9 protein-coding genes are annotated in these 14,652 nt (G+C 48.4%); all 9 read left to right on the plus strand.

The window, feature by feature from the left end; genetic code table 11:
- The first annotated feature begins 1 nt into the window (after position 1).
- The 9 genes from HYN51_RS06830 to tssG all read left to right on the plus strand — a co-directional run bounded on the left by HYN51_RS06830 (position 2) and on the right by tssG (position 14,636).
- Positions 2 to 2,716, plus strand: coding sequence for a T6SS effector BTH_I2691 family protein (locus tag HYN51_RS06830; RefSeq protein ID WP_108899336.1), 2,715 nt, complete (start codon positions 2 to 4; stop codon positions 2,714 to 2,716).
- Positions 2,713 to 3,726, plus strand: coding sequence for a DUF6708 domain-containing protein (locus tag HYN51_RS06835; protein ID WP_108899337.1), 1,014 nt, complete (start codon positions 2,713 to 2,715; stop codon positions 3,724 to 3,726). The genes HYN51_RS06830 and HYN51_RS06835 overlap by 4 nt, the downstream gene beginning before the upstream one ends.
- A gap of 155 nt (positions 3,727 to 3,881) precedes the next feature.
- Positions 3,882 to 4,880, plus strand: coding sequence for a DUF6708 domain-containing protein (locus HYN51_RS06840; RefSeq protein WP_108899338.1), 999 nt, complete (start codon positions 3,882 to 3,884; stop codon positions 4,878 to 4,880).
- A gap of 240 nt (positions 4,881 to 5,120) precedes the next feature.
- A complete protein-coding gene (locus tag HYN51_RS06845; RefSeq protein WP_108899339.1) occupies positions 5,121 to 5,384 on the plus strand; it encodes a PAAR domain-containing protein in 264 nt (87 codons plus the stop codon).
- A gap of 68 nt (positions 5,385 to 5,452) precedes the next feature.
- On the plus strand, positions 5,453 to 6,637 hold the full coding sequence (locus tag HYN51_RS06850; RefSeq protein WP_108899340.1) for a hypothetical protein: 1,185 nt from the start codon (positions 5,453 to 5,455) through the stop codon (positions 6,635 to 6,637).
- Between the two features lie 32 nt (positions 6,638 to 6,669).
- Positions 6,670 to 10,281, plus strand: a complete 3,612-nt coding sequence (locus tag HYN51_RS06855) for an ImcF-related family protein (RefSeq protein ID WP_108899341.1) — start codon at positions 6,670 to 6,672, stop codon at positions 10,279 to 10,281.
- A complete protein-coding gene (gene tssA / locus HYN51_RS06860) occupies positions 10,271 to 11,851 on the plus strand; it encodes a type VI secretion system protein TssA (RefSeq protein WP_108899342.1) in 1,581 nt (526 codons plus the stop codon). The genes HYN51_RS06855 and tssA overlap by 11 nt, the downstream gene beginning before the upstream one ends.
- A 14-nt stretch (positions 11,852 to 11,865) precedes the next feature.
- Complete coding sequence (gene tssF, locus HYN51_RS06865) at positions 11,866 to 13,632, plus strand: type VI secretion system baseplate subunit TssF (RefSeq protein ID WP_108899343.1); 1,767 nt, start codon at positions 11,866 to 11,868, stop codon at positions 13,630 to 13,632.
- Positions 13,596 to 14,636, plus strand: coding sequence for a type VI secretion system baseplate subunit TssG (gene tssG / locus HYN51_RS06870; RefSeq protein WP_108899332.1), 1,041 nt, complete (start codon positions 13,596 to 13,598; stop codon positions 14,634 to 14,636). The genes tssF and tssG overlap by 37 nt, the downstream gene beginning before the upstream one ends.
- Positions 14,637 to 14,652 lie beyond the last annotated feature (16 nt).

Below are 14,652 nucleotides of genomic sequence, written 5' to 3' on the forward strand. Positions count from 1 at the left end.
TATGGGAACGTTAAAAGAAGAAAAGCCTTGTGGTTGTATCGAACATGACGCTCGGATGTCAATTCCGCTCATGCCTGTCAGAGCAGCGATTGCACCATTAGGTGCAAAAACGCCGACATTACCTAAAAATTTTCAAGTCTTGGCTAAGGCCGATGGTGAAATTACCTATACATCCAGAATTCTAAAAAAGGGGTTTCTCTATGTTTATGATGAAAAAGATAAGATTTGGTCAGAATATCTGATTAACGAGGGGGGATATTATTTCCCGTTAAAGAAAGATACCTTGGTTTCAGACCAGATGCTGAGTGCAAAAACGTTTAACTGCTCATTTAATCCAACCCATGAAGGAATGGCATCATTTATTACCGTGAAGGCGCATAAGGATTTTGTTACGCGGCTGGCATGGTCTCCGGTCAGATGGACGGACAAAGTCTGGAAGATGTACCAAGATGGCAAAGACGGTGCTGAGAATCGCAATAAGTTTATGCAGGTCTTTAATTCAGGGGCATGGTATGAGTATGTGATGTCTAAACAGGAGGAACCGACGAATGTTCCTAACTCTATAGGTATGCGTTCATTAGCGACTGTTGTTGCTGAATATGCTGAAAGTGCACAAAGCAACACGGAGAAATTTAATCGTTTTTCCCTGACGAATTTTACCAGTAAACCGCAAAAACTTGTTGGTTCTATTCATTCTGAGGCCGATAAGGTTTTATTCCACGGAGGCGCGCTCTTCAATGTGCAAGATCCAACGGGTATTACCACCGACTTGGCCTCGCTAAGACATGTCGCATTGGACGATAAGCTGTTTGAAAATGAAGAGTTTAAAGATGGTTTGTTTTTATTAGGTGCCATCACTCAGCTTGAAGTTAACATCAGGGAAAAAGCGGCGAAGGAGTTTAGCGATGCGCATTATAATCTTGGACAGCCTGTTCAGAGTATGGGGTCGATAGGCCAAGATCTGGAGATGTATAACAAGAGTGAAGAGCAACGAGAAGAGATTGAAGAGAAAAGGGATGCGGAGCGAGCTAAATTAGCAAAAGAAATCAAACTGGCTGAAGATGAAGCCTGGGTACAATATAGTGAAAGAATAGATGAACGGGGCAGAGGCAGTAGCGGCGGAGAGAAGAGCGCAAAGGTCCTGTTTGAAGAGAAGTATGCGGCTGCCTATAAAAAGATATGTGAAAACATCATCAAGCCTATCGATGATATGCATGCCGCCATTACAGGTTCAACGATATTTAGCGAGCAGTTTGAAGGCCATTTTGATGGTGACAATCCCAAGCATAGCGTCGTGTATGTAAAGCTTTTTTCAAGCTGTATTATTGGTACACAGGAAAGTCCTACTTGTGCTGCCGTATATAAAAAATGGATGGATGACGATACGGATAAATATAATCCACTGAACCGTGCGTTATTATTTAACAATGATGCATTGATAAAAGAGGTGGATCAGGCTGTTAAAAATAAAGTGGGTTACGATAAAATCCCGTGGGCCGATTATTTTAATCAACTGAAAGCTTTTATCGAGATGGCAGAAAAAGCACTGGGAAATAATGTTGAATATAAAGAAATCGGTCAATTGAATGATGCGCTGCTTAAAATTATAGCGAATCCCTTTTCAGAAACATTGCAACAGAATTCGACATTAATTAATAAAATATCGAAAACTATTATTGGTGCCGGTGTTTCGCAGTACCGGGCGTTTATACCCGTTAATGTCATCGGTAAGCAACGGGAGTTTATTACCGAAATTGTTCGAATTGCGACCGGGATAAACGCCAGCGATCATATTACGGATAAACAGGTTAGGGATATACTCCAGCGTCTAGCGATTAAAGGCGTAAGGGTTGCTGGTCAAGGTAAAAAAATAAAACGCTACTTTATTGCGTTAGATGAAAAAAGCCTCGATAAAATAGAGGAAATAATCAAGAACGGAATATCTTGGAAAGCGTATCGAGATCATACAAGGGATACGGCAGCGCGTATGCAGAGAACGACTGCGAGGGTACAGAGTACGCATTTAAGTGTTAGAGGATTTGTAGTTGTTCTACAGGCCGCCCAAGTATTGCAATTTATGATGGATAAGAATGAGTGGTCGAGGAGTGGAAGACCAGAAACTGTTTTTGCTGGATTAAGTTTAGCCGCTTTGGCGGGAGGGGCTATTGAGTTGGGGGCAGATGCGATACTCGCGTACCGAACGTTAACAACTTCAGGTACAGAAACTGTTAAGAGTATAGCAAGGTATGGGAAAAGATTGGGTGTTGCGGCAGGTATTGGATTAGCTATTTATGATGGGTTTAGGGCTGTTGAGGAATTTCAAGCTGAGAATTATTATCTTTCCGCATTGTATGGAGCCTCATTTATTTTAGGTGTCGGTGCAATATATGCATCTACAACCGTAGGTATTGCTATGCTAAGTGGTTTATTTGGAGTTAGTGTGGGCTTTTGGCCAGCTCTAATTATTATTGGATTGGCACTATTGGTTGGTTATTTGATTGATCAAATCAAGGGGGATGATATCGAACAATGGCTAATGCGTACTCGTTGGGGAATTCCATCTAACACTACCGTCATTAAGTTTAGAACAGGTAAAGATGAACAGAAGGCGTATCGGATTTTGATGGGGTTAGAAAAGGACGAAGAGAAAGAGAGAAAAGAGCAGGAACTTACTGATGCCATATATGAGGGATTTCAGCAGGGGGTTTATTTATGATTTATTATGAGGGTAAAGTAAGAAAAACGCTGCGAGCTAATGAAATCGAGGGGCGTTATTCACAATATAAAAAAGTTAAGCTGGAAACATTAGGCACTACGTTCTTAGATGCTGGATATTCTACTGTTCGCCTAAACTCTAGCTATTTAGAAACTGCAGATAGAGAGTTTGATGAACGAGGGGTTGATTTATTTACTATATTAATTCTTATGTTAATGTTATTAACGGCATTATTCATGAGCATTCAATTTAATTTTTTTAATTTTTCGCTAGTATTGGAACCATCTAATTCTCGACCGGTAAGTTATAGAACGATTTTGATTTTTGTATCACTATTATTTATTGTGGTCTTCTCTGTAGTAATGCTTTCATTTTTTAAAGATGCTTTTAATCATACCCATTACCCCATTAGATTTAACCGAAAAACGCGAATGGTTCACCTTTTTTTGCGTAAAGGTTTACGTAAGCATGAAGTCGTGTCGGTACCCTGGGATGAAATCATTTTCTGCTCTGATAAATTTATGTACATGCTAGGGGCTAATCAATGGGGAATTTCCGGTCATATCTTATCTAAAGATAAAGCGCAGGTGGAACAGACCTTTCAACTGGGGTATAGCTCATTTTTAAAACCCACGGTAGATAGTTACTGGGAGTTTATTCGCCGCTATATGGAAGAAGGTCCAGAGGCAGTAAAAGATGCTATCCCTTTCTATATTCCGGTAGAAAAGTGCAAAGAAACGTTTAAAGACGGTATAGTCCATATGCTTGCCCAAACACATTCTCGGGGCTCGCTCTCGTTTGGTGGTATATGTATGATTCTTACAGGTATTCCTTCTTGCGTAGGTCGGTTTGTGGCAATGAAAACCAGCAAAATCCCAGTCTGGCCACAGGAAATAGAAGAACAGTGCCAGATTGAATCGAGCGATCCAATCAATTTAAGTGCCGAAAATAATCCGACTTGGACATGGAGTAATGGATGGGTTCCTTATCATAAAGGAATAAGTGAGTAATATTAGTATTTCATGTTAATCACACCGGTATTGAAAATATTATGCCGGTGTTTAACATAGTCGGATTATATATTTTAGTTATATATATTTAATATTGGAGTTTAGGGAAAACTAACTATTAACTTGAGTGTAGTAGTGAATAGCATGGACTATATATGATTTACTATGAGGGTAAAGTAAGAAAAGCGCTGCGAGCTAATGAAATCGAGGGGCGTTATTCACAATATAAGAAAGTTAAGCTGGAAACATTAGGTACTACGTTCTTAGATGCTGGATATTCTACTGTTCGCTTAAACTCTAGCTATTTAGAAACTGCAGATAGGGAATATGATGATAGGGGGACTGATACATTTACTGTTTTAGTTGTTTCTTTAGTATTATTAATTGGAGGGGGGGCACTTGCTTGTAAGATGTATATTACAGGATATGATTATAATGCATTTTTGTCTGACATCCCCTATATCGCTCTAGTAATGGTCATATTTACTTTTGTTTTGTTAATGACAGTTCTTCTTGCCATGAAAGATATCTTTAGTTATACCCATTACCCCATTAGATTTAACCGAAAAACGCGAATGGTTCACCTTTTTTTACGTAAAGGCATACGCAAACGAGAGGTTGTATCTGTACCTTGGGATGAGATCATTTTCTGCTCTGATAAATTTATGTACATGCTAGGGGCTAATCAATGGGGAATTTCCGGTCATATCTTATCTAAAGATAAAGCGCAGGTGGAACAGACCTTTCAACTGGGCTATAGCTCGTTTTTAAAGCCAATGGTAGACAGCTACTGGGAATTTATTCGGCGCTATATGGAGGAAGGCCCAGAAGCGGTAAAAGATGCTATCCCTTTCTATATTCCGGTAGAAAAGCGTAAAGAGACATTTAAAGAAGGATTTGTGCACCTGTTTGCGCCGGGCAACCCCAGAGGAATTTTCTCGCTGAGCGGTGTGTTTATGGCCTTTATTCATTCTACCTCCGCCCTAGGTCGGTTTGTGGCAATGAAAACCAGCAAAATCCCAGTCTGGCCACAGGAAATAGAAGAACAGTGCCAGATTGAACCGAGCGATCCAATCAATTTAAGTGCCGAAAATAATCCGACTTGGACATGGCGTAAGGGGTGGGTTCCTTATCATAAAGGAATCAATAAATAATAAAGGTAGTAAGATTGAATTGCTGGTTTATTATTTTAGCTATTATTATATAAATTAATTTTCCAGCCAATAATATAATCTTGATTCAATAATATATTTTGTTTCTGGTTAAATATATATTTATAGATGGTGATTAATATAAGTGCAACTTGTCTGTTTTGATTGCATTGATCTTTGTATCAAAATTTCCGTTATAAAAACTTATAACTCTAATTATATTAAACCAACCACAGGAAAACTATGAAAGGAATAATTCGACTGGGTGATAAAACCGATCACGGTGGTGAAGTTATTACTGCCTCTTCAACATTTGTATGTCAGGGAAAGGGCGTAGCACGAGTTGGGGATCTGGTAGCCTGTCCGAAAGATGGGCACGGTGTCACTGCCATCATAGAAGGGCATGCTAGTTTTACCGATAACGGCATTCCGGTAGCCTTTGATGGTCATCACACCGCTTGCGGCTGTGAACTTATTTCATCGCTGGCGTCAGTTAACAGTGAGTAATTTAAATAAGTATCTTCTTCTCAAAAATATATTCATTCAGTTATACCGGCTAAATTAGGAATATCGATATGCCCGTTGTTCTCTCCCTGATCCCAGCGAAAAAAGAAGCCTCTAAACCACCAGGATTATTAGCTTGGGGGCTGCTGTTTCTTCTAGCGCTATCAATTGGCTTTATATTAACGGCATTCTTTTTCTCTCCTGAAGGCCGCGAGCGGAATCTGTGGTTTTGGTTACAGGCCGTATTGCTGCCAACGGTAATTTGGTTATTGCTATTTTGTGTTCGCTTTCTTTTTTACGACCATAGTGTGAAATACACGACGTCGTGGAACAAGCATCATGATAACCGCCGCAATGAGCTGATTGAATTTGCCCAGCGTCCATTAATAGTCGTCTCTCAAAGTATCATGACCGGGGCGGGATGTTTCGGCCATGCCACGGCAATAACGAACAATCTGTTAAAAATCGCTTCAACTAAACCGGTTAATGGCGAAATTCCCATACCGCACTCTTCAATTAAAAAAGATAACAGTTTTGACTCGGCAATAGCGATGTTGTCACACGTATTCACTCATCTTAAAAATGATTTGAAATTGCCTGAACAAGGCGAGTTTAAAAAGAACGGAGTACGGGTCAAGCTGGATATCGACTGTGAATTAAACCAGCAGGAGATTCTGAAGGTTTGGGAAACCATCTGGAAAGCCTGTCTACCGGAAGAGGTTAACGTTGAATTTGTCGCTAAACAGGAAGGGGTCATGCTATTGGATGAATGGCTTGACGACCTGCGTAATGATTATGGTTATTTGCTGGTTATTAGTGTTCAACTCCATGAACAGGCACAAAAGAATAGCGCAGAGGCGGCAATCGCCATGCTGTTTTCCGGCATTAACCTTAATCAGCCCGATGATAAGTTGATGACTTATGTACACCGTCCGGTGCAGGGAGACATTACCTCATCGTTGAATGATGCTGTTCTGTGGGGAAAAAATGAAGCGACTGAAGTAGAGGGTATTTGGTCCAGCGAAGGTGAACAGGCTTACCTGCCAGATATGCTGATTGCTTTTAACCAAATGGCAGGCACCACGCCGGATATTTACCGCATCAATGCTGCCCTGGGGTATGCCGGTATCGCGGCAGGCTGGTTAACGCTAACGATAGCGATTGAACAATCGAAAATCTCAAAACGACCTCAACTGGTTTCTTACAGCGATCATCGTAATGTTTTTATGATGGTCAAATCATCAAGCCGTGTCTGATATAAAAAATCTTCTTTTAACGAGTCAATAAAATGAAAAAATGGATTTTGGCTATTCTGGTCATTTTTCTGTTAGCCCTGTGTGCAGGCGTTGTTGCCTACATCTGGTTTGGTGATAACGAATGGTTAGAACCGCTGCTGGCAAAATTGTTAGCCACGGCTCTGTTTGCGATCCTCATATTAATTCTGCTGTTATTGAGATCCTGGGGCGCGATTGGTATTGATAAGGCTTCACAAGTATTATTTAGAAATAAAGACAAAACCCCCAATATTAATCGTGATATACCGCAATTAACGCCGGTATTATCGTTAGCTGAACAAATTAAATCCCACCTCCGCCACCGCTACGGCCTTTTCTCCTGGCGTCGCAAATTACGCTGGCTGTTAGTCACCGGTGAAGCGGTAGACGTAGAGCAGGCGGCACCGGGGTTAATCGCTCAGGGCTGGCAAACCAGTAACGATACGCTATTGATTTGGGGTGGTTCATCCCAAACGCCGCCGGATGAAGCGTGGTTAAAGCAGTTGAAAAAACTGCGCTGGCGCAGGCCGATTGATGCGCAGGTCTGGGTGGTGTCTGCGCTTCACTATGAGCCGACCAAAGTGCAGAAAGCGTTTCAGGATAAGGCACTGTGGCACATGCACAGCCGCAATAAGCTGTTGCGCTGGGCAGCGCCGCTGTATCTGCTGGACCTTCGCACCATGACGTGGACGCAGGATGAACGGGAAGAGCTTCAGGTGGGTACACTGTTCCCCGCCAAACCCCAGCCGGATACCCTGACCAAGCTGCTGTCCGCGGTGGTGAAACAAACTACCGGCTTGGGTATGGAGCAGGTGATGATCAACAATCGTCACGCCTTCCTGCTGCAACTGGCTCAGGACTTAGAACAGCGCGATATTCCTCGTTTGCGCGCGTGGTTACCGGCGTTTGTGACGACTCAGGGCGGTAATCAACTGCGTGGGTTGCTGTTTACGTCTAAAGTGACCCGACCCGATACGCTGGCGGAACACGCCTTTCTCCCTACGCCAGCATGGCAGGTGGTGACGGACGACAGCCGCAAAGCCAAAGGGCGGGGCGTGGGTATTCAGTGGGTAAACAGTGCGGTGGCAACGGTATTAGGTATTGTGCTGCTGTTTGGTGTGGGCTGCATTGTCTCCTACATCGGCAACCGGGGGCTTATCTCCTCGGCGGAAGATTTGGCGAAGCAGAGCACCGATCCTCGCGCCAGCCTGACCGAACGCTTAACGCGCCAGCAGGCGTTTAAACAGCAAATTTCCCAACTGCAATACCGCGCTGAGCACGGTAGCCCGTGGTATCTGCGCTTTGGTTTGAGCACCAACAATAAGCTGCTGACGGTGCTGTGGCCTTATTACCACACCGCCAATCAGCAGAACATTCAGCAGCCCATCGTGGATAACCTGTACGGCAAACTGAGTGAATTGGTGCAAATGCCCCCCAACAGCCCGGAACGCGCAGCGCTAGCCAAAGCGGGTTACGACCGGCTGAAAGCCTATCTGATGCTGTCCCGTCCCGACCGAGTTGATGCGCCGCTGCTGGGCAATATTCTGATTGAAAATAACAAACAGGCTCCGGCTACCGTCTCTGACGGCGTGTGGCAAAGCGTTGGCCCGGAGCTGATGCAGTTCTATGCCAGCAATCTCTCCCGCCATCCAGATTGGGCGATTAAGCCAGACAGAACGCTGGTTAGCGATGCCCGTCAGGTCTTGATCAACCAGATCGGTATGCAAAATGCGGAAACCTCGATTTATCAGGGCATTTTGCGGCGCGTGGGGCAAAACTACGGCAATATGTCGTTGAGTCAGGTGCTCAACGGCATGGACAGCCGCACGCTGTTTACCACCGACGAAGAGGTGCCGGGCATGTTTACCCGCGATGCGTGGGAAGGCATGGTGGAGAAAGAGATTGATAAGGCGGTGAAAAACCGCCGTGAAGAGATTGACTGGGTACTGACGGACGGCGGCAAACAGCCCGCCAACGACATTTCGCCAGAGGTACTCAAACAGCGGTTAAACGAACGTTATTTTACCGACTACAGCGCCGCTTGGCTGAACTTCCTGAACAGCATCAGTTGGACGCGGGCAGAGTCCATGTCCGATGTGATTGACCAATTGACCCTGCTGGCGGATGCGCGCCAGTCGCCGCTGATTGGGCTGATGAATACCGTCAAATATCAGGGCCAGACCGCCCAAAAAGGACGGGCATTAACCGAAACGCTGGTGAAATCAGCGCAGGCGGCGTTTGGCAGCAAAGCCAAACGGCTGGATGCCATTCCGATAGACGACGATACGCCCGTCGGCCCGCTGGATGGCACCTTCGCGCCGCTATTGCGTATTGTGCAGGCCACCACCAAAGAGGGCGGCGATAACCTTAGCCTGCAAACCTACCTGACCCGCGTGACTCGGGTTCGCCTCAAACTTCAGCAAATTACCAGCGCGCCGGACCCGCAGGCCATGACGCAATCGCTGGCTAAAACCGTGTTTGAAGGTAAAGCCATCGACTTAACCGACACCCGCGATTATGGCAGCCTGATTGCCGCCAGTATGGGAGAAGAGTGGGCGGGTTTTGGCAGCAATCTGTTTGTACAGCCGCTGGAGCAGGCGTGGCAGGCGGTACTCGAGCCGGCGGCCATGAGCTTCAATAATGCTTGGCGTGAAAGCATTGTCGACCCGTGGTACCGGGCCTTTAATGGCCGCTATCCGTTTAAAGCCACGGCGAACGATGTTTCCCTGCCTGAATTGGGGCGTTTTTTGCGTCCCGATACCGGCCTGATTGAGCGCTTTGTCAGCACTCAACTGGGGGGAATGCTGCATAAGCAAGGGGACGTTTGGGTTGCCGATGCGTTGAACTCTCAGGGATTAACCCTTAATCCGCAGTTTATCAGCGCGTTAAATCAGCTCAGTCGAATTTCCGCCATGCTGTATGCCAACGGTGATGCGGGAATGACCTTTGAATTGATGGCACGCCCCAGCCCAGGGGTCACCAAAACCGAACTGCTGTTGGATGGCGCAACCCTGAGCTATTTCAACCAAATGGAAAGCTGGAAAACCCTGCGCTGGCCGGGCGATGCTTACACTCCCGGCGCGCAGCTAAGCTGGAGTACCGAACAAACCGGGCTGCGCCTGTTGGACAGTCCAAAAGGCAGTTGGGGCTGGGTTCGCCTGCTGGATAAAGCCAACATCACTCAACTGGACAGCACCCGCTATCGACTGGTGTGGAAGGCGGATGACGGCAGCGAACTCAACTATATCCTGCGAGTTCAGAGCAATAGCGGCCCGGTCGAGCTGCTGAGTCTGAAAGGTTTCACCTTACCGGCTAACGTATTCCTGACCTCTCGGACGCCGGTGATGCCGGACGCCTCGGGAGATATGACGCAACCGGCCAAACCAGCAACCAAGACAACCGCCAGCCCACGAAAACATACGCCCGTGTCTACCGCCGACGCCTCAACGGTGATGCCGGCTAAGTACCGCAAGAAAAAGGCCGCGGCGGATAAGGTGGCGCAATCCATCGCCGAACAGGCAGCCGCGACCCCGGACGAAACGGCGACTGACGAAAGTGTACAGCCCGAACCGGCTGAGGAAACAACCATCGTCCCGATGATGAGAAGAGAACACGATGCTAACTAATTTACTGCAAGCCCTGTTTGGCAGCCGCGACCCGCAGGAAGGGGTGAAAAAACGCATCCAGCAACATTGGCAATCGTGGTTGGTGCCAATCGAAGGGGATAACCCCACGGGCATCGACCCCAGCTATGACGACGATTTTCAACTGATAAAAGAAGAGATCGCCAAACTGTCCGGTATTGACGCCGCGCTGATTATTGAAATCAGTGAAAAGCTGCTGCAAAAGCGCACCAAAGACATTCGCGTGGCCTCTTACTACGCTTGGGCGCGCCTGCGGCTGGACGGTATTTCCGGACTGGCGGACGGTCTGGAACTGATAGCCGGTCTGGTGGCCCGCTACGATACCGCGCTGTATCCCAAACGTGCCGAAAGCAAAAAGTCGTCCATCGAGTGGTTAGCCAGCAGTAAGTTTATTGACTTACTGGACGTGCAAAACAGCTTTCAGCATCAGGATCTGGAACGCGCCATCTCTGCACTGTCGCTGATGGTTGGCTATACCAATCAGTGGGAAGGGGAACTGCCGCCGGATTTACGCGGCCTGATCCGCCTGTTTGAAACCCGACTGGAAAACCCGGAACCGGAGCCGTTACCGTCGGCACCGGTCACGCCGCTGACCAATACGGTTTCGACCAACGGCCTGAAAGTGAAGACTGAGGACGTGCGTTCATTACGGGAAGTGCTGGACCAAACCCGTCAGATTTCTGCATTTTTGCGCGAGAAGCCGGATGGCTATCTGGCGGCGTTTCGCCTGATCCGCAGTATCCGATGGGATACGGTCACGGCGTTACCCCCGCACGATACCCACTATGCGACGCGCTTAATCGCTCCCCGCAGCGAGCTGAAACAGCACCTTAATCGCCTGTGGCTCCAACAAAGCTGGATAGAACTGCTGGAGCAGGTAGAGCGTGCGTTTTCTGAGGCGGCCAACCACTTCTGGCTCGATCTGCAACGCTATGCCTGCGATGCCATGCTCAATGCTGGCGCACCCTATAGCGGCTGGCAGGAGATCTGCCTGACGGATGTGGCCCTGATGCTAGACCGGCTAAAAGGGCTGGAGCGATTGACCTACAGCGACGGCACGCCGTTTGCCGATGATGACACCCTGAACTGGATAGCGTCGTCCGCCTCTATTCGTCATCTGGATGAAGGCGAGTCTCTGGCACCCATTCCGGTGAATGTGGGGGGGAATTGGGGCGAAATCGAACAGCAGGCGATGGAAATCGCCGGTCGCGACGGGCTGGAATCCGCCTTTAACTGGATGAACAACCTGCCGGATATGGTGACCGACCGCCAACGCTATCTGCACCGTATGCTGTTGGCGCGACTGGCAGAACAGCATGGGCAGCGGGATATGGCCTTTCGTCTGTTGAATGCGCTCAATCGGGAATGTGATAACTACCGCTTAACCGGCTGGGAGCCGGATCTGGTGTTTGAACTCAAGTCGCGGCTGTTAAAGCTGGTTCAACAAAAAAGCGTACTGAAAGATGCGGATAAAACCGCGCTGAATAAAGACGCCGATCAACTACTCAGTGAGCTAACGGTACTGCATCCTGCTCGCGTATTGACATTTTAAGGGCACCGACTCCAATGGACGATTTGATTAAACGCTATTATGAAGCGGAAATGCGTTATCTGCGTGAAGCAGGTAAAGAGTTTGCACAGGTGCATCCGGACAGGGCTGGCCTGCTGAATCTCGATCGGGTTGGCGACAGAGACCCCTACGTAGAACGGCTGTTTGAAGGCTTTGCTTTTCTCATGGGCCGCCTGCGCCAAAAGCTGGACGATGACCTGCCGGAGCTGACCGAAGGGGTGGTCAGTCTGCTGTGGCCGCACTATCTGCGTATTATTCCTTCGCTGGCGATTGTTGAACTATTACCAGACTTCAACGTACTGCCGCGTAAAGAGATCGTTGAGCCGGGGTTTGGGGTACAAACTTCGCCTATCGGTCCCTCGAAAACCTGCTGTAAATATCAAACCACGCAGCGGGTAGAAATACAGCCAATCAAAATTACCCGCGCAGGCATACGTAGCCATCAGGATGGGCGCTCGGTTATCCATATGCGCTTTGATTTTGGTGAGATGGCGGACAGAAAACAGATGGATCTGTCTAATCTGAGCCTGTATATCAACGCCGACACACCGGTGGCGTCAGCCCTGTACCGCGCTATGGTGTATCAGGTCGGCGCGATGAAAATCCGCTATCCCGGCTATCAGGATGGCGCGCTACAGCCGTTTAATGGGCGCATCACCCCGGCGGGTTTTTCTTCCGATGAGCGGCTGTGGCTGAAGCCGGATAATGCGTTTGGCGGCTATCAACTGCTGCTGGAGTATTTCACCTTCCGCGAAAAATTTATGTTTGTTGATTTACAGGGGCTGGATTTGGCGCAAATACCGCTAGCCTGTAACGCTTTTGAACTGGAGCTGGTGTTAAATGAAATCTGGGCTGACGACCTGCCTTTTAACGCAGAGAATATCCGTCTGCACTGTTCACCGGTGATTAATCTGTTTCCGATGGAAGCCGATCCGGTCAGAGTGAATCAATTGGACAGCGAATATCTGCTGCGTCCGCTGCTTTTGCAGGATGGACACATTGAAATCTATTCGGTGGATGCAGTGCAGTCCATCAGCCGCCACGGCCGTGCCAGCTATGTTCCCTTCACCAGCTTTCGCCATCGCGGCGGGATGTTGCGCCATGACGCACCGGAGCGCTATTACCACACGCGCGTACGGCGCGGCGCATCGGGATTGCACGATACTTGGTTGATTCTGGGGGGACAGGTATGGGATAGGGCAGAAGAAGTCTATGATGAGACGCTCTCTCTGCGCATTACCGGCACCAACGGCATGTTACCCCGCAAGGCGCTGCGTAATGCGTCAATCAATCAAATCAGCCATAGCCAAACCGGCGTGGTGGCGGTGCGTAATCTGTGTGCGCCAACCTTGCCGTGCTACCCACCGGTGAATGACCGTTTTCACTGGCGGGTGTTGTCCCATCTGGCTCCTAACTACCTGTCATTAATGAATGCCGAAGTGCTGCGCGGTACCTTGGCCCTGTACGATTGGACGGACAATGAGCTTAATCGCCGCCGTCTGGAAGGCATTGTGGAGGTGAAACACAAACCGGTACAGCGCATGACCAAGGGCATGCTGGAACGCGGGGTGGAAATTGAAATCACCCTGAATACCCATCAGTTCCCCGGCGAGGGGGATGTGGCCCTGTTTGGTGAGCTGCTGCATCAGTTCTTTGCGCTATATGCCGACCTGAATCTCTTTACCCGCCTGACGTTAGTACTTTTACCTACAGGGAAACGTTTAAAATGGACCGACAGCAAGACAGTACGTTCTCCCCTTTGATGGAAGGGCTGTTCCGGCACGTGCCGCGAATGAATTTTTATAAGTTCTGTCAGTATATTGAACAGCAACATCCTGATTTACCGCCGCTGGGCAAAACCGAAACGCCGGGCACCGATCCGGTTCGCTTTCGGCCAGTGCCGGAGATGGGGTTTCCCGCCAGTGAAATGAAGCGAGTAGAGTGGGACGCACAATTTCCCGAGCGCCCGCCGACGGTACGCACCACCTTTTTGGGACTGTACGGCGTCGATGCGGTACTGCCTTACGCCTGGCTGGATGACATTGTTCAGCGTCAGGAGGGGCATGAGTCGCTGGAAGGGTTTCTCGATATCTTCAACCATCGGGTCATGACCCAGTATTATCGAATTTGGCTGAAATATTACTATCCGGCCGGGTTTCGCGCCGGGGGGACCGATTTAGTCTCCCAGTGTTTACTGGGGCTGGCGGGCTTCGGTATCGAAGGATCTAGCGAGCAGATAGCCGCGCCGCCGTCGCGTTTTCTGGCGCTGCTGGGGCTGATCACCCAACGAACCCGCACCGGTGACGGCTTACGCTGTGTGGTAAATTTGCTGCTACCGGGCGCGGAGGTTGAGGTGCGGGAGTTCTATCCCCAGTGGTTCAATCTTGAGTCGCCCGCCCGATTACAACGGGATGAACCGGTTAGCCTACAGCGCTCGGCGGTTTTAGGCCGACGCTTTAAAGAGAGCAACAGTGCGGTTCACGTCACCATCACCCCCATCAATATTCAACAGGTAGAAGGGCTGCTGCCCGGTGAATCGATTCATACCGATTTAATGGCGCTGCTGCGGGCCTACCTCGGCTATCGTTTTGACGCCTGTATGAACATGAATGTGAAACGGTCGTTATTGCCTAAAGCACAGTTAGGGGAATCCCGGGTGCGTTTAGGGCTCACGGCGGTGCTGGGCATGAAGCAATGGGATAAGCAACATCAGGCAATAACGGTCAATCTGGGGCGCTATGTGGGTTTAGCCGCTGGACAGCAATAGAGAAAAGGAATGACAA

This window comes from Limnobaculum parvum, assembly GCF_003096015.2.
Taxonomy (GTDB): domain Bacteria; phylum Pseudomonadota; class Gammaproteobacteria; order Enterobacterales; family Enterobacteriaceae; genus Limnobaculum; species Limnobaculum parvum.

Coding starts and splice junctions, on each gene's coding strand:
- tssA (WP_108899342.1), top strand. CDS start 10,271: ATGCTAACTAATTTACTGCAAGCCCTGTTTGGCAGCCGCGACCCGCAG.
- HYN51_RS06850 (WP_108899340.1), top strand. CDS start 5,453: ATGCCCGTTGTTCTCTCCCTGATCCCAGCGAAAAAAGAAGCCTCTAAA.
- tssF (WP_108899343.1), top strand. CDS start 11,866: ATGGACGATTTGATTAAACGCTATTATGAAGCGGAAATGCGTTATCTG.
- HYN51_RS06835 (WP_108899337.1), top strand. CDS start 2,713: ATGATTTATTATGAGGGTAAAGTAAGAAAAACGCTGCGAGCTAATGAA.
- HYN51_RS06830 (WP_108899336.1), top strand. CDS start 2: ATGGGAACGTTAAAAGAAGAAAAGCCTTGTGGTTGTATCGAACATGAC.
- tssG (WP_108899332.1), top strand. CDS start 13,596: ATGGACCGACAGCAAGACAGTACGTTCTCCCCTTTGATGGAAGGGCTG.
- HYN51_RS06855 (WP_108899341.1), top strand. CDS start 6,670: ATGAAAAAATGGATTTTGGCTATTCTGGTCATTTTTCTGTTAGCCCTG.
- HYN51_RS06845 (WP_108899339.1), top strand. CDS start 5,121: ATGAAAGGAATAATTCGACTGGGTGATAAAACCGATCACGGTGGTGAA.
- HYN51_RS06840 (WP_108899338.1), top strand. CDS start 3,882: ATGATTTACTATGAGGGTAAAGTAAGAAAAGCGCTGCGAGCTAATGAA.